The following is an 18,415-nucleotide window of genomic DNA, read 5'->3' as shown; positions in this document are numbered from 1 at the left end:
GAACAGCCAGGAACAGCTTCACCCCGGCGACCGGCTCACTGCTCCCCGGCGAGATTCTCGATCGCCCGCTTCCGGCTGTGGTCGAACACGATCGAACTGCGGAACTGCACGACCTCCTTGCGGCTGCTGAGGTCCTCGACGAGGAAGGCGTGCAGCCGCGAGACGTCCGGGACCGCGACGTGCAGCAGGAAATCGTCGCCGCCTGCCAGGACGAAGACGGCCATCACCTCGGGCATGGCCAGCGCGTCGCGGCGGAAGCGGTCGATCACCGGACGGCTGAGCGGGCGGATCTGGGCGAACACCATGGCCTGCACCGACCTGCCCAGCGCGGCCAGGTCGACCTCGGCGTGGAACCCGGTCAGCACGTGCCGGGCCTGCAGCCTGCCGATCCGGTCGGAACAGGTCGACGCCGCGACGCCGACGCGGTCGGCCAGGTCGCGCATCGGGATCCGGGCGTCCTGCTGGAGTTCGCCGACGATGAGGCTGTCGATCCGATCAAGGTTCGGAAGTTCGGTCATTTCCCGAACATATCACCGCCGACGAGCCTGGAAGGCGGCAGAAGAGGCAGTCTTGGCTCTGTGAACCGAACAGAGAGCTTCACCGGGGAAACCCTGCGGGTCGTCCGGGGAACCCGGTCAGGCGTCGCGATCGCCGTCGCGATCCATTCGACGGCACGGGGTCCGGCGATCGGCGGGTGCCGGATCAAGGCGTATCCGTCGTGGCGGGACGGGGCGGACGACGCGCTGCGGTTGTCCGCGGCGATGACGATGAAGTGCGCTTTGGCCGGACTTCCTCACGGCGGCGGCAAAACTGTCGCGGCGCTGCCCGCGGAGGGATGGGACCCGGCGCGCCGGCCCGGCCTGATCGCCGACCTCGCCGAGGCGATCGCCGCGCTGGGCGGCCGGTATCGCACGGGGCCGGACATCGGGACGACGTCCGAGGACATGGCGGAGATCCACCGTCTCGAGCACGGCTGGGCGTTCTGCCGTCCGGAGGAGCAGGGCGGCAGCGGAACGTCCAGCGCGGCGACCGCGCGGGGAGTCTTGGCGGCGCTTCAGGCCGGGGTCTCGCCGGGTTCGGTCGCGGGGCTGCGAGTGGGCGTGATCGGGTTCGGCAGCGTCGGACGGCTGATTTGCCAGTCGTTGCTCGAACGCGGCGCACAGGTGGTCGTGACGGATGTCGACGGCGGGCTCCGGCCGCTCGCGGAGCGGCTCGGCGCGACGTGGACGACGGCGGATCTGGTGCGCGAACCGCTGGACGTGCTGGTGCCCGCCGCGACCGGCGGCTTGCTGACGGCCGAGTCGGCGGCGGCGTGCGGGGCGTCGCTGATCGTCGGGCCGGCGAACAACCAAATCGCCGACGAGGACGTTGCGACAGTGTTGCGAGACCGGGGAATCACGTGGATTCCGGATGTCGTCGCGAGTGCCGGAGGGATCATTCACGCGGTCGGCCGCGAGGAACTCGGGATGGACGAGGCCGCGGCGAACGCGAGGATCGACGCGATCGCCGACACGACGAGTGCGGTTCTGGCGCACGCGCGCGAACGAGGGCTGACGACCGTGCAGGCCGCGCGGGAACTGGCGGCGGCCGGCTGACGCACGCGGGCCAAGGCCCCGGGTCCCGGCCCGGAGCCTTGGCCGCCTTTCGTTTTCGCCAGATCAGTACCAGTGCGCGCGGCCGCCGATCCGGCGTCCGGTTCCCCCGAGCACCGCGAGGATCGCGCCGATCACCACGAGGGCGATCCCGATGCTCCACAAAATCTGGATCGAGGTGATGAACCCGATCACGAGCAGAATGACGCCGAGAACAATCACGGGGAAAACCTCGTCTTCCTTCTCTCAGTGGGGAATGAGGCGTGCTCACTCTCGGATACCCTCACTCGGACGAGTGAAACATCGGATCGGCCGCGAATTCCGGAGCCATCGGTATTCGCGGTGAATTTGTCACCGCATTGCCCGGGACGAAGGCAGGAATTCAGGCAAATGGAGCAAGGAAGCGCTCCGGCGCGAATTGCTTCGGCGAACCGGACGAAGCGGACCGATCCCCGCCCGCCTGCGTCGGCGCGGCCGGACGGGCATCATGGGGTGGCGGCCGGGCGCCTGCCCGGCCCGGGGCAGGAGCGACCGAGGACGGGACCAGGACGATGGACGAGCCGACCGACCCCAGCAGCGACCCGGCGCGCGAGTTCCGCGTCGAGCGGGAGGACCGGCCTCCGGCCGCGGTGCTGACGGTGTACGGCGAGGTCGACATGATCACCGCGCCGCTGCTGACCGCCGCGGTCGACGAGGCGCTCGCCGGCGCGCCGCCGGTGCTGGTGCTCGACCTCGGCGCGGTGGGATTCCTGGCCTCGGCCGGACTGACCGCGCTGGTGGCCATGACGCAGCACCGGCCGTCCGGGCCCAGCCTGCGGATCGTCGCGTCCGGCCGGGCGACCGTGCGGCCGATCCAGCTCACCGGGCTGGAGCGGACCCTGCCGCTGTACCCCACGGTCGAGGCCGCGCTGGCCGCGTCCTGACCCGGGCAGTCCCCTTCGGACGGACGGCACGGGTGAACCCGGCCCGCGGCGGGTAACCGGGCGGCGGAAGAGGTTCCGGCGCGCGCTGGCGCCGCGAGAGGAACAGCCCGTCGATCGGGGAGAACATGCGCATCGGCTACACCTTGATGACCGAACAGACCGGGCCGCGCGAGCTGGTCGGCTGCGCGACCGCCGCCGAGCAGGCCGGATTCGACTTCGCGGCCTGCAGCGACCACTATTCGCCGTGGCTGGCCGAACAGGGGCACGCGCCGTACGCGTGGAGCGTGCTCGGCGCGGTGGCCCAGGCGACTGAGCGGATCGAACTCATGACGCTCGTCACCTGTCCGACGATGCGCTACCACCCGGTGGTGGTCGCGCAGAAGGCCGCGACGGTGCAGCTGCTGTCCGACGGCCGGTTCACCCTCGGGCTCGGCTCGGGGGAGAACCTGAACGAGCACGTCGTCGGCATGGGCTGGCCGTCGGTTTCGGTGCGGCACGACCGGCTCGCCGAGGCCGTCCAGATCATCGGCGGCCTGTTCGACGGCGGCCCGTTCACCTACCACGGGCAGCATTACCGCGCCGACGGGGCGAAACTCTGGGACCTGTCGCCGACGCGGGTGCCGATCGCGATCGCGGTGTCCGGCTCGAAATCGGTGAAGCGGTTCGCGCCGGTGGCCGACGCGATGGTGGCGGTCGAACCGAAAGCCGAGCTGTGCGCGGAATGGGACCACGAACGCGTCGGGCCGCCGACGCGCAAGATCGGGCAGCTGCCGGTCGCCTGGGACCCGGACCGCGGGGCGGCGATCCGGCGGGCGCACGAGCAGTTCCGGTGGTTCGGCTCGGGCTGGCCGGTGAACGCCGAACTGCCCGGCACCCAGGCGTTCGACGCGGCGACGCAGTACGTCCGCGAGGACGACGTGGCGGCGGGGATCCCGTGCGGTCCGGATGCCGGGCCGATCGTGGACGCGGCGAAGCAGTTCGCCCAGGCGGGATTCACCGATCTGGCGTTGATCCAGATCGGCGGTCCGGAGCATCAGCCGGAGTTCATGAAGTTCGCGGAGCGGGAACTGCTGCCCGCCTTGCGGTGACAACGGAAATGGGCCCGGGTGCCGAGGCATCCGGGCCCATTTCCGCGTGCCGTCACGGATGCCGCAGCAGCGCCCCGAATCCGTCGGTCAGGTCAAGCCGCTCATCCATCACCACGACGTCGGCGCCGACGGCCAGCGCCGCGTACGGCAAGGCCTCGTCCGCGCGCCGCCGGGCCGGGTCTTGCACCCCGAGCGCGTCCAACCGGGATTGCGCCACGCCGACCTGAGCCGGTTCCGAACCGGCGTACACGCTGGCCTCGCCGGAGTCGCCGACCAGCAGCGTCGCCACGTTCGCCTCCGCCAGCGCGGCGGTGACGGCGGACAATCCGCTGACCGCCAACGCCGAGTCGCGGCCCGCCTGGGCGCGGAAACGGTCGGCCAGGTCGTCCAGCTCGCGCAAGCGTTGCCCGGTAAGCAGTTCGTGCACCGCACGGTCCAGCTCGTCGCGGCCCGCCCCGGAGGCCCGGCTGCCCGCGTCGACCTCCGCGGCGAGGGAGCGGGCGGGCTCGGGCAGCCGCTCGCGCAGTTCGGTGCGGGCTTGGACCTCGCCGGCCAGGACGATCGCTCGCGGCCGCACGCGCTCCGCCGTCTTCGCGACGTGGTCGGCGACCTCCGCGAGGTTGTTGTGCGCGGTCTGCTCGGCGTGCGACTGGATGTCGCGGTGCGCCGGGCCGCCGCCGCGCACCTTGTGCACCGGGTGTTCCTGCCCGTGCACGGTCTCGGTCTCGACGCTGCCGTCCGGCCGGTGCACCTCGATGTCCGCGCCGGTCCGGTCGACGAGCACCACCAGATGCGCGGGGGTTTCGTCGAGGTGGCTGACGGTCGGCAGGAAGTACGGCAGCTCGGAAAAGCGCGCCTCCTGCGCGGGCGGCGGGGCCGCGAGCCGCCGGTCCAGCAGGACGGTGCCGTGCGCGGCGACGATGGTCCGCCCGGCCTTGCCGACCGGCGGAGTACTCTCCTCCACGGTGCGGAGGACCGCCTCGACGCTCGCGCGGTCCGCGCCCTGGTCCTCGAGAGCGGCCTCGATCTCCTTGAGCCGCAACCGCAATTGCTTGGCCGCGTCCTCGGTGTCGTGCGATTCGTCGAAGTGCACCGAGACGAACGGCCCGTCGGTCAGCAGCGCGCGAAGTTCTTGTGTGTCCATTGTGGAGTCTTCCTCCCGTTGGTTCGGGACGGTTTCACCGGGTCCGGGGCAGCTCGGGCGAAGCGGTGTCCAGCGGCACCGCGCCGGAACGGACGAGGCCCAGCTGCACGGTCTGCCGCCGGCCGACCTTCTCCAGCGCCCAGTCCGTGGCCGTGCGCAGGCGGTTTCCCGGCAGGGACAGCAGGTGGTAGCCCCGGGTGACCACCCGGGCGGGCAGGCCCGCCAGCGGGACGTGCAGCGGATTGGCCGCGCCCTGGCCCGACCCGAGGTCGACCGCGAAGCCGAGGTCGCGGTGCCGGTACTGGCGGGCGCGGCCGGCGCCGAGCGACGCGGCGACGTTGTTCCCGGCCAGGGTTCCTTGCCGCTGCGCGTGTTGCGCGGTCATCGGGGTGGTTTCGCCGGGCCGGGTCAGGTCCGGCACCGCTGCCGCGTCGCCGCAGGCGAACACGTCGTCGCGGCCCGGCACGTTCAGTTCCGGCGTGACGACCAGCCTGCCTTTCACGGTTTCCAGGCCCAGGCCGGAGACCAGCGGGTCCGGGCGGACGCCCACGCACCACACGAGCGTGTGCGTCGGCACCGCGTCGCCGTCGGTCAGCGTCACGCCCTTGACGTCCGCTTGGTCCACCGACGTCTTCATCCGGACCTCGACGCCGCGCTCGCGCAGCACCCGGTCCGCGGTCTTGCCGAGCCTCGGGTCCAATTCGGGCAGCACGCGCTCGGCGATGTCCAGCAGCAGCCAGCGAATCCGCTGGCCTTGGAGTTCGGGGTGCCGGCGCGCCAGGGCGGCGGTGAACTCCGGGCCCTGCGCGGCGACCTCGGTGCCGGTGTAGCCCGCGCCGACGACGACGAACGTGCACCGGGCGTCGCGTTCGGCCTGGTCCTCGGTCGCGGCGGCCAGTTCGATCTGGCGGGTGACGTGGTCGCGCAGGTACAACGCCTCGGGCAGGCCGCGGAAACCGTGCGCGCATTCGGCGACGCCGGGGATCGGCAGCAGCTTGTTGACGCTGCCCGCGGCGAGGATCAGCCGGTCGTAGCCCAGTTTCCGCTCGCGGTCCTCCGGGTCGGTGTAGGTCACGGTGCGGGCGTCGAGGTCGACCGACTCCGCGGTGCCCAGCGCCAGCCGCACGCCGCGCAGAGTGTCCGGAATGGACACCGCGACGTGCCGCGGGTCGACGATCCCGCTGGACACCTCCGGCAGCAACGGCAGGTACAGGAAATAGTCGGTGGGGTTCAGCACGACGATCTCGGCGCGGTCGCCGAGGGTCCGCAGCAGCTTCCGCGCCGCGTGGTAACCGGCGAACCCGCCGCCGACGATCACGACTCGCATGGGCGCCTCCTTTCCGCCGGACGGGTACCCGGAGCGCGGCCGGGCAATCGCGCCGGTTTCGGCCCGGCGCGCCCCGGGCACCCGGACCCGGTACCCGATGGCGAGGAGGACTGCATGAGCAGCACGATCACCGAAATCGTGGACGTCGACGTCCCGGTGTCGACCGCGTACAACCAGTGGACGCAGTTCGAATCGTTCCCCGAGTTCATGGAGGGCGTGGAGGAGGTCCGCCAGCTCGACGCGACGCACACGCACTGGGTCACCGAATTCGGCGGCGTCGGCCGGGAATTCGACGCGACCATCACCGAGCAGCACCCGGACGAGCGGGTCGCGTGGCGCTCGGATTCCGGGCCGGACCACGCCGGGGTGATCACCTTCCACCGGCTGGCCGACACCAAGACCCGGGTCACCGCGCAGATGGAACTCGACCCGGAGGGATTCGCCGAGAACGCCGCCGACAAGCTCGGCATCCTGGACCGCCGCGTGAAGGGCGACCTGATGCGGTTCAAGCAGTTCATCGAGCAGCGCGGACGCGAAACGGGGTCCTGGCGCGGCGACGTCGAGCGGCCCGGCTGACCATCGCCGGCCGTGGGGCGCCGCACAGGCGGGCATGGCCCGGCCGGGCGGCGGGTAACCGGGGCGCGAGCGATTCCCCGTCCAGAGAGGAGAACAGCATGGCCCGCGTGGCAGTGCTCGTGGACGAAATGACCGAGGACGACGAATTCCGGGTGCCGTGCGAGCGATTGCGCTCCGCCGGGCACGAGCCGGTGGTGGTCGGCTTGGCGAAGGGCAAGAAGCTCACCGCCCTGCACGGCACGGAAATCACCACCGACCAGGCGGTCGACGACGTGGCCGCGGCGGACTTCGACGCGGTCGTGGTCCCCGGCGGGTATTCGCCGGACAAGATCCGCACCAGCGAGCCGATGGTGGCGCTGGTGCGGGAGACGGCCGCCGCGGGCAAGCCGGTCGCGGCCGTGTGCCACGGGCCTTGGCTGCTCGCCGAGGCGGGGCTGGCCAAGGGCCGGACGGTGACGTCGTGGCCTTCGCTGCGGACCGATCTGCGCAACGCCGGGGCCGAGTGGGTCGATCGCGAGGTCGTCACGGACGACGGCGTGATCACGTCGCGGAATCCGGACGACCTGCCCGCGTTTTGCGACGCGTTGCTCGAGCGGCTGAAGTAAGGCACGGTTCGCGAAAGGGCTCCTTGAGGGATTCTGATTCCCCTCGAGGAGCCCTTTCGCGTGTCTGGAGCTTGAGTCTCAGGAGAGCGCGAACTTGATGCCGAAGTGGTTCAGCGTCGCGGGAAGCCTGCCCGGCTGGAGGTCGGCGGCAGTGCCGCGCGGCGCGAAGGCCGCTTGCTGCAGCAAAGCGGCGAGCAGGGTCGACGCGGTGAAGAGCACCACGTCGCGGCCTGGGCACACGCCGGGTCCGGCGCTGAACGGCACGAGCGCAGGGTTGGCCTTCGCGCGGCCGTCCAGCCAGATGTCCGGGACGAAGGAATCCGCGTACGGCAACGTTTCCGGATCGCGGTGGAAGAACGGCGTGTAGATCAGGAACGACGTTCCCTCCGGGCCCCAAGCGGTGTCTTCGGTGCTTTCGCGCAGCAGCGCGGGCGTCGTCGGCCAGAGGCGGACGGACTCCAGGACGCAAGCGCGAAGGTACGGAAGTTGTTGCGGCGTCGAGAGATCCGCTTCGGCGGCTTCGCGCCGGGCCTCGGCCAGTTCGTCCGGATGCGTGGCGAGCAGGGCGAGTGCGCGCAGGGTCGCGATCGCGGCGGCGTCGAAGGCGAACAGCCAGTGCGGCACCTGGCCGGTCGGGTCGAGGTCCGGGCCGGCCGGCTGTTTCGCCATCGCCGCGCCGAGGCTGCCCGGGCGGTCCAGGCCGAGCTGGCGGTCGAGCAGGGACTGGAACTGGCGGCGCTGGTCCTCGCGGCGCGGGTGCGCGAACGCCCAGTTCGCGTTGAGCCGCAACTGGTCCAGGAGATCGGTGACGCGCCGGTCGGCCGTCGTGTCGCCGCCGAGCACGATCTTGCGGACGATCGTCCAGAAATGCTCGGTGAACTGGGTCGCGTCGAGATCGGGGAACCCGGAAAGCATTTCGTGCGCTTCGGTGCGGATGTCGTCGGCCCAGGTCCCGGCGAGTTCGTGGGCGGCGCGGCCCGGTTCGAGCACGGTCTCGTTGAGTTTCCGCCGCCGCGCGCGGGCGGAACCGCTGGAGATCAGGACGCCGTGCGGCTGGAAATGGCGCAGGGCGGCGTCTTTTTCGGCGGTGTCCGGGCTGAACGGCGTGGGCGTGCCGGCCAGCAGCGCGCCGACGTGGTCCGCCTCGAGCACCAGCCGGAACGAACGGCCGGGGACGGGCAGGTCGAGCGGGCCGGGGCCGTAGCGTTCGCGCAGCTCGCGCAGCAGCCCGACGGCCGAGCGGTCGACGTGCAGTTTCTGCGCCGCGGCCATCGCGCGGGGACGGCGTTTGATCAGTCCGATGCCGACAGTGGGGGCGACCACCCGCGCGACGATGCGCCCGGTGTCGCGGACCGACGCCCGCTGCGGGCGGATGTCGGCCGGGGGCAGTTCGGACAAATCCGGGCTCGCGGTCGCGTGGGTGGTCGCCATGCTGTTCGGGTACCCGGGCCGGTTCGAGTGAAACCCGGGCCGCGCTCCCGGCGGCCGAGGATCCGTTGTGGACGGGGAAACCGCCAGGTGCGGACCGGTTCCGCGGCCGGCGCGGAGCCCGGATCGTCCACAGTGCCCCCGGCTCGGCCGCGGTTGCGCCTGGTCGCGGGCAGGACGCTGCGGTACGGTCGAGGGCAGGAGCGGTTCAGCCCACGTGCCGTCGCCTGACCCCGATGCGGCCCGGTTTCGTCCGGGCCCAGGGCCGGGCCGCACGTTTCGGCCCGGTCTCGCAGCCGCGAGGAGGGCTCGATGCACGAAAAGCTTGCTTGCTTGCCGGGATCGCCGGCGAGGATCCTGATCACCGCCACCGCGGACGAGACCGTCGTCGCGGTCTCCGCGGAACTGGACCAGCGCTCCACCTCCCGGCTGCGCGAGGCGCTGGCCGACGAGACTTCGCTGGGGCCGCCGGTGCTGGTCGCCGACCTGTCCGGGCTGACGTTCTGCTCGGTCAGCGGCCTGGAAGTGCTGACCGAGGCCGCGCGGGCGGCGGCCGCGGCGGGCGTGGAGTTCGTCGTGGTGGCTGCTCAGCGCGCCGTCGTGCGGCCGCTGCGCGTTCTCGGGCTCGACCGGGAACTGCGGGTGGTCGGACGCCTCGCCGAGGCCGTCGCGAGGAACGCCGCCGCGCGGACCCTGGCGGCCGAGGTCGGCTGACCGCGTTCGACCGGTCCGGCCGTCCCGGGTTTTGCCCGGTGCGGCCGGGCGGAGTTCTCTTCCGGCGCGCTGGCGTACCGGCGGGATCCGAGTACTTTGGCAACCGCTTGCCGGTGTCCGGCCGGCCGGGGAGGCGACAGTGGAACGCGGAAGGCCGGTCGATTACTCGGCCGTCGTGCGGCTGAGCGGCGACCCGTCCGCGTTGCGCGGCGAAGTGGGCGACGCGCTGGCCGCGGAGCCGCGGATGGTGGTCTTCGAGCTGAGCGAGCTGACCTCGTTCTCCAGCGAAGACCTCGCCGCCCTGCGCGACACGGCCCAGCCGAGCGAAGCGGTGTTCGCCTGCCGCGAGGGCCGGCTGGCGCGCCAGGTGCTCGAAGAGGAGGGCGTCCCGGTCTCCGATTCGGCGTCCGCGGCGCTGGCGCTGGAGGACGAGTCGGTGCGGCCGTCCGGAGAGCAGTTCCGGTCGCTCACCGAGATGCTGCTGGCCGCGCGGACCGTCGGCGAGGTCCTGCAGCTGGTCGTGGACGCGACCGCTTCGCTGGTGCCCGCGGCCGAACTGGTCTCGATCACCCTGCGTGCCCCGGACGGCGGCTTCCACACCGCCGCCTTCACCGACCCGAAGGCCGTCGAACTGGACGTGCTGCAGTACAAACTGGGCGAGGGCCCGTGCCACGACGCGGCGGTGCCGGGCCGCCCGGAATTCCTCGAATCGCCCGACCTGCGCGGCGACGCGCAGTGGCCGCGATGGTCCCCGGAGGCCGCCGGACTGGGCTGGCGCTCGGTGCTCGCGACCGCACTGGTCGACGACGCCGACTCGCGGTTCTCCGGTGCGCTCAACCTCTACTCCCGCACCCCCGGCGGCCTGACCGACGCCGACCGCGACGTCGTGCTGCTCCTGGCCAGCCACGCGACCCTCGCGGTGGCCGAAACGGACGCCGTGACCCGGAGCGAACTGCACCAGGCCCAACTGCGGCGCGCACTGGACAGCCGCGACGTGATCGGCCAGGCGAAGGGCATCCTGATGGCCCGCCGGGGCCTGGACGCGGAGGCGGCGTTCGACCTGCTGCGCCGGACGTCGCAGCAGCTGAACGTGAAACTGGTGCACCTGGCGGGGACACTCGCGGCGCGGCACGAGGAACTGGACGGCCCGGTCGCGCAGATGGGGGAGCCGGACCCGGTGTGATTGCCCCGGGGAGCTGCGGTTTTCGGCGGGTGAGGGACGGGAGCTGCGGTTTTCGTTGGGGGTGGGTGGGAAGCTGCGGTTTTCGGAGTGTGCGCCAGGAGGTTCTCCAGACTGGATGGCTGGGCAACCGAGCAGCCGGGCAGCCGGGCGGGGTGCCCTGGCGGCCCGGGCGGGTGGCCGAGTCACCTGGTGGGGCGCCTTGGTGGGCTGGTGGCTTGGGCGGCCGAGTAGCTCGAGTGACCTGTGCCAGCTCGGGCGGCCGAGCAGTCCGAGGGGGCCGAGTGGCCTGCGTCGCCTGAGAAGGCCGAGCCGCCGAGAAATCCGCGCGACCCAAATGGCTTGAATGGTCCGAGCCCCGAGCCCCGAGCCCCGAGCCCCGAGCCCCGAGCCCCGAGCCCCCGGAGCTCCGAGCCCCCGGAGCTCCGAGCCCCCGGGAGCTCCGAGCCCCCGGAGCTCCGAGCCCCCGGGAGCTCCGAGCCCTGCCCGGGCCCCCGAGCCAAGAGCCGCCGAGTCCTAGAGCCGCGAGCCCCCGGAGCAGCGGAGGAGCCGAGTCGCAAGGCCCCCGGAACCGCGAGCCCCGAGTCGCGAGCAGCGGGGGTAGCCCGAATGGCCGAGCCGCTCACGTCGTCCAGGCCGAACGTGTCCGGCCCGGGCATCGCGAGGGCTTGCCCGCCGAGCACCTCCCACACCTTCCCACCTGCCGCACGCGGAGCAGCCCGGCGATCCGACGTGTCCGGAGCCCCTCCGTCGGGTAGCCGTCCCGGGGGAGCCGACTGAGGAAGGAGCCCGTCATGGTGCACCCCGTGCCGCCTGGGCCGGAGCCTGTTCCGTCGCCGCCGGAGCCGGTGCCGCCGTTTCCGCCGGAGCCTGCGCCGCCGCCGCGGCCGGGGCCGGGGCCGTTGCCTCCGCCGGAGCCGCCCGTTCCGCCTCAGCCGCGTTGACCAACGGCGGGAGCGGCCGATTGCCCTGCGAGGCGACCGGGTACCTCCCGGGAAAAGCGCCGGAGCGAACGGAGGCGGTGATGGACGAAGCGAACCAGGCCGAGCCGGGGGTCGTGGTCGGGGACGACGGCTCCGAAGGGGCCCGCCTCGCCGTCGACTGGGCCGCCGCTGAGGCGGAGGCGCTCGGGACCTGCCTGGTCGTCGTGCGGACGATGACGCTGCCCATGCCGAACGTGGACTTCGTGCCCGGCGTGCTCACGCCGGTGGCGGGCGAGATCGTGGCCGACCAGTCCGTTCTGGACTACGCGGAGAAGGAACTCGCCGAGGTCGCCGCTGAAATCGCGCGGAAACGGCCGGAGCTTCCGGTGCGCACCCGGGTGCGGTTCGGGCGGGCCAGCTGGGAACTGGCGGACATCGGACGGCAGGCCGAGCTGATCGTGGTCGGCGCGTCCGGGCGCGGCGGGCTGCCCCGGCTGCTGCTCGGGTCGACGGCCTCGCAGGTGGTGCACACGAGCGCGCGCCCGGTCGTCGTGGTCCGGGCTTCCAGGGAGAAGGCGCGACGGGTGGTCGTCGGCGTGGACGGGTCGCCGGCCAGTGTCGCGGCGGTGCGGTACGCGTACGACTTCGCCGACCGGCACGGCTGCACCCTGCACGCGGTGCACGTGTGGTCGGAACCGCCGGAGGACGTCTTCGGCCCGGCCCGCTCCGGCTGCGAGGGGCAGCAGAGCCCGCAGGACGAGGGCGAACGGGTGCTCGCGGAATCCCTGACCGGCCTCGGTGAGCGGCATCCGGACGTCGTGGTGCAGCGGGAGGTCGCGCTCGGCAGCGTGGCCGAAGTGCTGCTGGACCACGCGGAAGGGGCGACCTTGCTGGTGGTCGGCGGGCACGGTCGCGGAGCGTTGCGGGGAGCATTCCTCGGTTCGGTGAGCCACGCGATGGCCTATCACGCACCGTGTCCGGTCGCGATCGTGCGGGAGGGCGTCGAGGAGCACCCCGGCTAGCGTTGCAGGCTCCGCCGTACCAACGCCGCCGCCAGCCGGGCCGAATCCTCGCCCGGCACCAGTTTCGCCAGCCGCTCCGGGTCGGCGGGCAGCCCGGCCTTCTTCGCCCCGTCCAACGCCTTGCGGTCGAAATACGGGCGCAGCCACGGCCAGACCGCTTGTGCTTCGCGGCAGAAGATCTGCGCGCCGGTCGGGCCAACCCGGGGAAATTCGGTGAGGAGTTTTTCCAGCCGTTGCGGATCGCCGTCGGCGGCGTCGGCCATCCGGCGCAGATCGTCGTGGTATTTCTCGCGGAGGAAGTCCGCGCCTTCGCCGAGATGCTGCGCGGTGCTTTCGTCGTACCGGACGTAGTGGGCGCGACCGAGAGCGTCAACCCGTTGCTGCCACGTGGAATCGCGCATCGCGGCGGGGGAGCGCCAGCCCGAACGGGACAGTTCGCGCGCGGCGGCGACGGCGATCTCGGTGCTGATCCGCGTCGACAGCAGCGTGGTGAGGACCAGCAGCCGGTACAGCGGTTGCGGTTTGTCGGCCAGCTTGATCCCGGCCTCCTCGGCGAACGTCGTGCCGTGCTCGGCGAGGAGTTCGTCCACTCGGCGCATGCGGGCCGGATTCCCGTTCGGGCAGAAGCGAAACTCAGCGCGCGTACGGGTCCTTGGCGAATTCGACGCACAGCCGCCAGCCGTCCGCGCCGGGCGCGGGTTCGGTCCAGGCGTCGAGCGAATCGGTCAGCGCGCGCAGGATGTGCCAGCCGACCTCGTCCGGTCCGGGCGGGAATGCCCACGACGAAGTGGTGGCGACGGTGACTGTCATCCGGCCGGCGCAGCGGAACGCGCATTCCACGACAGCACCGTCGTCCGCCCGTCGCGCCTGCGCCGCAACCGCCTCGTCCACGGCCAGCCGGAGATCCTCGGCCTCGTCGGCACCGAACGCCGCCGAGACAGCGAGGTCCTGCGCCACCAGCTTGGCCAGGGAAAGCAGTTCTCCGTGCGCTGCCAGCCGCAGTTCGACCACCGGGGAAGCCACCGTCAGCACGCCCGGTCCGTTCGCCTCGCGCTGAACACCATGCGCACTGGGTTACCCCGCCCGGCGGCGGGCCAACCACCGCCGCCGGAAGTCGCGCAGGCACCCGAACGGCCTGTTTCCGGCGCGCCACGACGGGTAACCGGGGGATCGGAGCACGGCAGGAAAGGAGTACCCGGCATGAGCACCAACGCATACCTCTCGTTCCTCGCGATCGGGATAGCGCTGGTCCTGGTGGACGGCCAGATCATCTACCGCAGCGGCCGCCGTTACCTCGCGAACGCCTACGGGGACCCTGGATCCGGCGCCTCGATGACGAGGCTGGTGACCGTGTTGTTCCACCTGGTGACCCTGGGCGTACTGGCCTTGATCTCGACCGTCGACCTCGGCGGGAGCGACCTGCCGGGCGTCGTCGGACGGGTGGGCGTGCTGCTGCTGATCCTGGCACTGGCGCACGCGGCCACCCTGGGCGCGCTGGCCCGCATCCGCGGCGAGCAGGACGTGGCGGACGCGATCGCCCACCGCGACGACCGGCTGGCCCGCCGGTCGGAGACGGACCTGCAGGCCCCGACGGTGACCCCGGTGCCTGGGCAGGAGGGGCGGCGTCCGGACGTGAGCCCGTCGCTGGAGCAGCGGTCGCCGTACACGGCGTGACTGAGCGAACGGTGCGTTTCCGCGATTGCGGAAACGCACCGGTTTCGTCTGCGAGCGAGGGTCGACGGGTTCGGATTCCAGAGCAGCGTGACTGAGCGCACCGGTGCGTTTCCGCGACAATGCGGAAACGCACCGGTGCCGTCTACAGCCGAGGGTCGACCGGCTCGGATTCCAAGGCCAGCACGGCGAAAACGCACTCGTGCACGCGCCACATCGGCTCGTCGCGGGCGAGGCGGTCCAGCGCTTCGAGGCCGAGACCGTACTCTCGCAGCGCCAGCGAGCGCTTGTGGCCCAGGCCTCGGTGCCGCAGCCGAGACAGGTGGCGTTCCTCGGTGTAGTCGGGGCCGTAGATGATCCGCAGGTATTCGCGGCCGCGGACCTTCAGACCCGGCTGCACCAGCCCGTGCGAGCCCCGGACCAGGTTCGCGGCCGGTTTGACCACCATGCCCTCGCCGCCCCGCGCGGTGAGTCCGGTCCACCATTCGACGGCCGCCGCGACTGAGGCGGGATCGGTGGTGTCGACCGGCAACCGCTCAGTCGGGGCGAGGAAACCGTCGCTGCTTTCGACCAGCCGGTCCGCCAGCGCGAGGTGCCAGTCGTGGGGTCGCTTGTGGTGCGCTTGCCCGGCCGACGCCAGCACCTGGAAGGGCGCGAAGCGCACGCCGTCGAGGCCGTCGGTCGGCCAGCAGTAACGCCGGTACGACTCTGCGAACGCGTCCGCGTTGCCCGCGCGGGAACGCGTGCGCTCCAGCAAGGCGGACACGTCGAGGCCGGACTTCTCAGCGGCGGCCAGCGCGGTCACCGCGGCCGGGAGCGCCGAGCGGGCGGCAGCGCCGACAGCCGCGTACTGCTCGCGCAGCAACTGTTCGGCCTTCACGCTCCACGGCAGCAGTTCTCCGTCGAGCAGCAGCCAGTCCGAGCCGAGTTCGTCGAACAGGCCCGCCTTCTCCGCGGCCGCGCGGATCCGGTCGACCGCTTCGGCCGTCAGGGCTTCGGGGAAGAAGTGCCGTCCGGTCCGCGTCCACACCGCGCCGAGCGCTTCGCCGGGCGCGCCGAAGCGGGTCCGGGCCGCGTCGAGCGACCGGCACACCAGCGCCACCGCCCTCGAGCCCATGTGCTTTTCCTCGCACACCACGGAATCCACGCCCTCCGCGCGGTAATAGCCGAACGCCTGGTCCGGGTGTTCCAGCAGCCCGTCGGCCGTCGCGGTGGCGACCGGCGACATGGTCGGCGGCAGGTAGACCAGCCAGCGCGGGTCGATCGCGAACCGCGACATCACCTCCAGCGCCGCGGCTGCGTTCTCCTCGCGCACGCCGATCCGCTTCTGGTAGGCGGTTTCGATCACCCGCCGGCCCAGGACGTCGGCGACGTCGAGGACGCCCGGATCGCGGTGCGCGACGGATTCCGCGGCCGCCGGGTTGGCGGGGAACGGTTTGGCGGGCTCGTAATAGACCTCGGCCGCCGGCACGGAGACGATCTCTTTTTCCGGATACCGCAACGCCGTCAGCGTCCCGCCGAACACGCACCCGGTGTCCAGGCACAGGGTGTTGTTCACCCATTCCGGCGCGGGCACCGGGGTGTGGCCGTAGACGACCATCGCGCGGCCGCGGTACTCGTTCGCCCACGGATAACGCACCGGCAGGCCGAATTCGTCGGTCTCGCCGGTGCTCTGCCCGTACATGCAGAAGCTCCGCACCCGCCCGGACGCGCGGCCCTGGAAGCGTTCGGTGATCCCCGCGTGCGCGACGACCAGCTGTCCGCCGTCCAGGACGTAGTGGCTGACCAGGCCGTCCATGAACTCCTGCGCCTCGGCGCGGAATTCGGGGGTTTCGGCGGCGAGCTGCTCGAGCGACTCGGCAAGCCCGTGCGTGACCTGCACATTCCGGCCGCGCAGTGCGCGCAGCAGCTTGTGCTCGTGGTTTCCGGTGACGCAGAAGGCATTTCCGGCACGCACCATGCCCATCACGAGCCGCAGCACGCCCGGCGTGTCCGGGCCGCGGTCGACGAGATCGCCGACGAACACCGCCCGGCGCTCCGGATGCTGCGCGCCGACCGCGCGGCCCTCGTCGTCGCGCTCGATGGCGTAGCCGAGTTCGCCGAGCAGCGTTTCGAGTTCGGCGCGGCAGCCGTGGATGTCGCCGACGATGTCGAACGGCCCGGTCTCGTGGCGCAGGTCGTTGTACAGCGGGACCCGCGTGATCGTCGCTTCGGCGACCTCTTCCGGGGTGCGCAGCACGTGCACCGTCCGGAAGCCTTCCTTCTGCAGGCTGCGCAATCCGCGGCGCAGCTGGTCTCGCTGCCGCCGGATCACGTGCGCGCCGAACGTCCGGTCCGCCCGGTCGGCGTTGCGCGCGACGCACAGCGATTCCGGCAGGTCCAAAACGATCGCCACCGGAAGCACGTCGTGCTCCTTGGCCAGCGCGACCAGCGACTTGCGCGAGTCCGGTTGCACGTTGGTCGCGTCGATGACGGTCAGCCGCCCGGCGGCGAGCCGTTTGCCGGCGATGTAGTGCAGGACGTCGAAGGCGTCCTTGGTCGCCGACTGGTCGTTCTCGTCGTCGGCCACCAGACCGCGGCAGAAGTCCGACGAGAGCACCTCGGTCGGCTTGAATTGCGCGCGGCCGAACGTCGACTTGCCCGACCCGCTCGCGCCGACCAGCACGACGAGGCACCGGTCGGGAATCTCAAGCGTGCTCATTCCGCACCTCCTTTCGTGAACAGGGCCAGCTGCGTCGCCGGGCCGACTTCGGGGTCGTCGGAGCCGACCGGCAGCAGCCGCACGCCGTAGCCGTAGCTGCTCGCGACCCGGTCCGCCCACGCGCGAAACTCGGCGCGAGTCCATTCGAAACGGTGGTCCCGGTGCCGCAGCTTGCCCGCGGGCAGCGACTCGAAACGCACGTTGTACTCGCGGTTGGGCGTGGTCACGACGACCGCGCGCGGGGCGGCGAACTCGAACACGGTGCGCTCCAGCGCTCCGAGGCGCGGCGGGTCGACGTGCTCGATGACCTCCATCAACACTGCCGCGTCGAGGCCGGCGAGCCGGTCGTCGCGGTAGGTGAGCGAGGACTGCAGCAGCTCCAGCCTGGCCCGTTCCGTCTCGGACATCCGCTCCAGCCGCAGCTTCCGCGCCGCGACCTGCAGCGCGCGAGCCGAAACGTCCGCGGCCACGATCCGCTCGACGGACTTTTCGGCCAGCAGATCGCGCACCAGCGCACCCTCGCCGCAGCCGAAGTCGCCGACCGAGCGAGCGCCCAGCGACCGCAGCACCGCCATGATCGTGCCGCGCCGCTGCTCGGCCAGCGCCACCGGACGGTCCGGCGCTTCGAGAATCGCGGGCTCGGCGAGCGCGTTGTCGATTTCCTCCGGCTCCGAATCGTCCACTTCGGCCAGCCGCGTCAACGCGGCGGTCGTCAAAGCCCGGCGGTGCGCGAGGTAGCGGCGGGTGATCAGCTCCTTCTCCGGATGCCCGGCAAGCCAGTCGCCGCCGGCGCGCAGGAGCTTGTCGATCTCTTCTTCGCCGACCCAGTAGTGCTTCGCGTTGTCGAGGACGGGCAGCAGCACGTAGACGTGGTTGAGCGCGTCGGCCAGCCGAAGCTCGCCGGTGAGCCGGAGGTCGACATAGCGCGAATCGCCCCACTGCGGGACCTGCGGATCCAGCGGGAGCGCGGTCGCCTCGACCGTCCAGCCGAGGGGCTCGAACATCCGGCGCACCAGCTCGGGGCCGCCCGGACAGGCCGGGATCCGGAGGTCGAGCGGGATCGCGCCGGCGGCCAGCTCCGGACGCGACTCGCACCGTCCGGCGAGCGCGGTGCGGAAGACTTCCTTGAGCGCCACGGAAAGCAGGCTGGACGCCGCGTAGGGGCGGTCGTTGACGTACTGGCCGAGCGTGAACCCGTCGCCGGAGCCCGCCTTGCCGCGCACCAGCGCCACTGGGTCGACCTCGAGCATGAGCGCGGCGGTGCACCGCGTGTCGGACGCCTCGGGGTAGAAGACGTGCGCTTGTCCGGCGGAAAGCTCGAACGACTGGACCCGGCCCGGGTGCTTGTGCAGCAGGAACCCGAGGTCGGAGGCGGGCTGGTGGGTCGTGGTGACTGTCAGGAACACCAGGGGAGTATTCCGCAGGGCATTTGTCCGTGTCGCGGGAGTTTCCGGCTCATCGCCGGCTGAGGCGCGCGGGATGTGCCCAACGCCGCAATGCGGTTTTCTCCGTAACGGCGGT

At 71.9% G+C, this 18,415-nt stretch carries 18 protein-coding genes; 9 read left to right on the top strand and 9 right to left on the bottom strand.

The genetic code is table 11. The annotated features are described in order from the left end of the window. Positions 1 to 35 precede the first annotated feature (35 nt). Positions 36 to 518 carry an Lrp/AsnC family transcriptional regulator gene (locus tag F9C12_RS05920; protein WP_409180957.1) on the bottom strand — a complete coding sequence of 161 codons (483 nt, stop codon included), beginning with the start codon at positions 516 to 518 and terminating at the stop codon, positions 36 to 38. Between the two features lie 60 nt (positions 519 to 578). Here F9C12_RS05920 and F9C12_RS05915 point away from each other — a divergent pair, with 60 nt between their 5' ends. Continuing rightward, positions 579 to 1,595 carry a Glu/Leu/Phe/Val dehydrogenase dimerization domain-containing protein gene (locus tag F9C12_RS05915; protein ID WP_409465084.1) on the top strand — a complete coding sequence of 339 codons (1,017 nt, stop codon included), beginning with the start codon at positions 579 to 581 and terminating at the stop codon, positions 1,593 to 1,595. 63 nt (positions 1,596 to 1,658) lie between these two features. On the opposite strand, the gene F9C12_RS05910 is transcribed toward F9C12_RS05915, so the two are convergent. Beyond that, on the bottom strand, positions 1,659 to 1,814 hold the full coding sequence (locus F9C12_RS05910) for a hypothetical protein (RefSeq protein ID WP_086024889.1): 156 nt from the start codon (positions 1,812 to 1,814) through the stop codon (positions 1,659 to 1,661). A 329-nt stretch (positions 1,815 to 2,143) separates the two neighbouring features. Between F9C12_RS05910 and F9C12_RS05905 the strand changes: the two genes are divergently transcribed. Next, on the top strand, positions 2,144 to 2,515 hold the full coding sequence (locus tag F9C12_RS05905; RefSeq protein WP_409180955.1) for an STAS domain-containing protein: 372 nt from the start codon (positions 2,144 to 2,146) through the stop codon (positions 2,513 to 2,515). Between the two features lie 125 nt (positions 2,516 to 2,640). Beyond that, positions 2,641 to 3,603, top strand: a complete 963-nt coding sequence (locus tag F9C12_RS05900; RefSeq protein ID WP_409465083.1) for a TIGR03557 family F420-dependent LLM class oxidoreductase — start codon at positions 2,641 to 2,643, stop codon at positions 3,601 to 3,603. 52 nt (positions 3,604 to 3,655) lie between these two features. Here the strand turns inward: F9C12_RS05900 and F9C12_RS05895 are convergent, their stop codons facing one another. Together F9C12_RS05895 and F9C12_RS05890 are read right to left on the bottom strand one after the other, a co-directional pair. Then, a complete protein-coding gene (locus F9C12_RS05895; protein WP_409465082.1) occupies positions 3,656 to 4,747 on the bottom strand; it encodes a Vms1/Ankzf1 family peptidyl-tRNA hydrolase in 1,092 nt (363 codons plus the stop codon). 34 nt (positions 4,748 to 4,781) lie between these two features. Then, entirely contained in the window at positions 4,782 to 6,074 is a 1,293-nt protein-coding gene (locus F9C12_RS05890) for an NAD(P)/FAD-dependent oxidoreductase (protein WP_409465081.1), read from the bottom strand. Positions 6,075 to 6,188: 114 nt separating this feature from the next. Between F9C12_RS05890 and F9C12_RS05885 the strand changes: the two genes are divergently transcribed. Both F9C12_RS05885 and F9C12_RS05880 read left to right on the top strand, forming a co-directional pair. Further along, positions 6,189 to 6,650: an SRPBCC family protein gene (locus tag F9C12_RS05885; protein WP_409180951.1), complete on the top strand. Its 462-nt coding sequence runs from the start codon at positions 6,189 to 6,191 to the stop codon at positions 6,648 to 6,650. 98 nt (positions 6,651 to 6,748) lie between these two features. Beyond that, the gene (locus F9C12_RS05880) at positions 6,749 to 7,255 is read left to right on the top strand and encodes a type 1 glutamine amidotransferase domain-containing protein (RefSeq protein ID WP_409180950.1); all 507 of its coding nucleotides are present in this window, start codon (positions 6,749 to 6,751) and stop codon (positions 7,253 to 7,255) included. Positions 7,256 to 7,333: 78 nt separating this feature from the next. Here the strand turns inward: F9C12_RS05880 and F9C12_RS05875 are convergent, their stop codons facing one another. Continuing rightward, on the bottom strand, positions 7,334 to 8,686 hold the full coding sequence (locus F9C12_RS05875; protein WP_409465080.1) for a cytochrome P450: 1,353 nt from the start codon (positions 8,684 to 8,686) through the stop codon (positions 7,334 to 7,336). A 309-nt stretch (positions 8,687 to 8,995) separates the two neighbouring features. On the opposite strand from F9C12_RS05875, the gene F9C12_RS05870 reads away from it, so the two are divergent. From F9C12_RS05870 to F9C12_RS05860, 3 genes are all read left to right on the top strand, one after another. Further along, a complete protein-coding gene (locus tag F9C12_RS05870) occupies positions 8,996 to 9,397 on the top strand; it encodes an STAS domain-containing protein (protein WP_409465079.1) in 402 nt (133 codons plus the stop codon). Between the two features lie 139 nt (positions 9,398 to 9,536). Further along, positions 9,537 to 10,580: a GAF and ANTAR domain-containing protein gene (locus tag F9C12_RS05865; protein ID WP_409465078.1), complete on the top strand. Its 1,044-nt coding sequence runs from the start codon at positions 9,537 to 9,539 to the stop codon at positions 10,578 to 10,580. A gap of 1,021 nt (positions 10,581 to 11,601) precedes the next feature. Next, positions 11,602 to 12,522 carry a universal stress protein gene (locus tag F9C12_RS05860; protein ID WP_409465077.1) on the top strand — a complete coding sequence of 307 codons (921 nt, stop codon included), beginning with the start codon at positions 11,602 to 11,604 and terminating at the stop codon, positions 12,520 to 12,522. Here F9C12_RS05860 and F9C12_RS05855 read toward each other — a convergent pair. Further along, complete coding sequence (locus tag F9C12_RS05855) at positions 12,519 to 13,121, bottom strand: endonuclease (protein WP_409180945.1); 603 nt, start codon at positions 13,119 to 13,121, stop codon at positions 12,519 to 12,521. The two genes, F9C12_RS05860 and F9C12_RS05855, sit on opposite strands and share 4 nt — an antisense overlap. 34 nt (positions 13,122 to 13,155) lie before the next feature. Next, entirely contained in the window at positions 13,156 to 13,554 is a 399-nt protein-coding gene (locus F9C12_RS05850; protein ID WP_409465076.1) for a hypothetical protein, read from the bottom strand. 168 nt (positions 13,555 to 13,722) lie between these two features. Between F9C12_RS05850 and F9C12_RS05845 the strand changes: the two genes are divergently transcribed. After that, positions 13,723 to 14,196, top strand: a complete 474-nt coding sequence (locus F9C12_RS05845) for a hypothetical protein (protein ID WP_409180943.1) — start codon at positions 13,723 to 13,725, stop codon at positions 14,194 to 14,196. A gap of 142 nt (positions 14,197 to 14,338) precedes the next feature. On the opposite strand, the gene F9C12_RS05840 is transcribed toward F9C12_RS05845, so the two are convergent. Together F9C12_RS05840 and F9C12_RS05835 are read right to left on the bottom strand one after the other, a co-directional pair. Further along, positions 14,339 to 16,894: a polynucleotide kinase-phosphatase gene (locus F9C12_RS05840; RefSeq protein ID WP_409465075.1), complete on the bottom strand. Its 2,556-nt coding sequence runs from the start codon at positions 16,892 to 16,894 to the stop codon at positions 14,339 to 14,341. After that, on the bottom strand, positions 16,891 to 18,300 hold the full coding sequence (locus F9C12_RS05835; RefSeq protein WP_409465074.1) for a 3' terminal RNA ribose 2'-O-methyltransferase Hen1: 1,410 nt from the start codon (positions 18,298 to 18,300) through the stop codon (positions 16,891 to 16,893). The genes F9C12_RS05840 and F9C12_RS05835 overlap by 4 nt, the downstream gene beginning before the upstream one ends. Between the last annotated feature and the right edge of the window lie 115 nt (positions 18,301 to 18,415).

This window comes from Amycolatopsis sp. GA6-003 (assembly GCF_046267895.1).
In the GTDB taxonomy this organism is placed as follows: Bacteria; Actinomycetota; Actinomycetes; order Mycobacteriales; family Pseudonocardiaceae; genus Amycolatopsis.
This window is presented reverse-complemented; position numbering and strand designations above follow the sequence as displayed.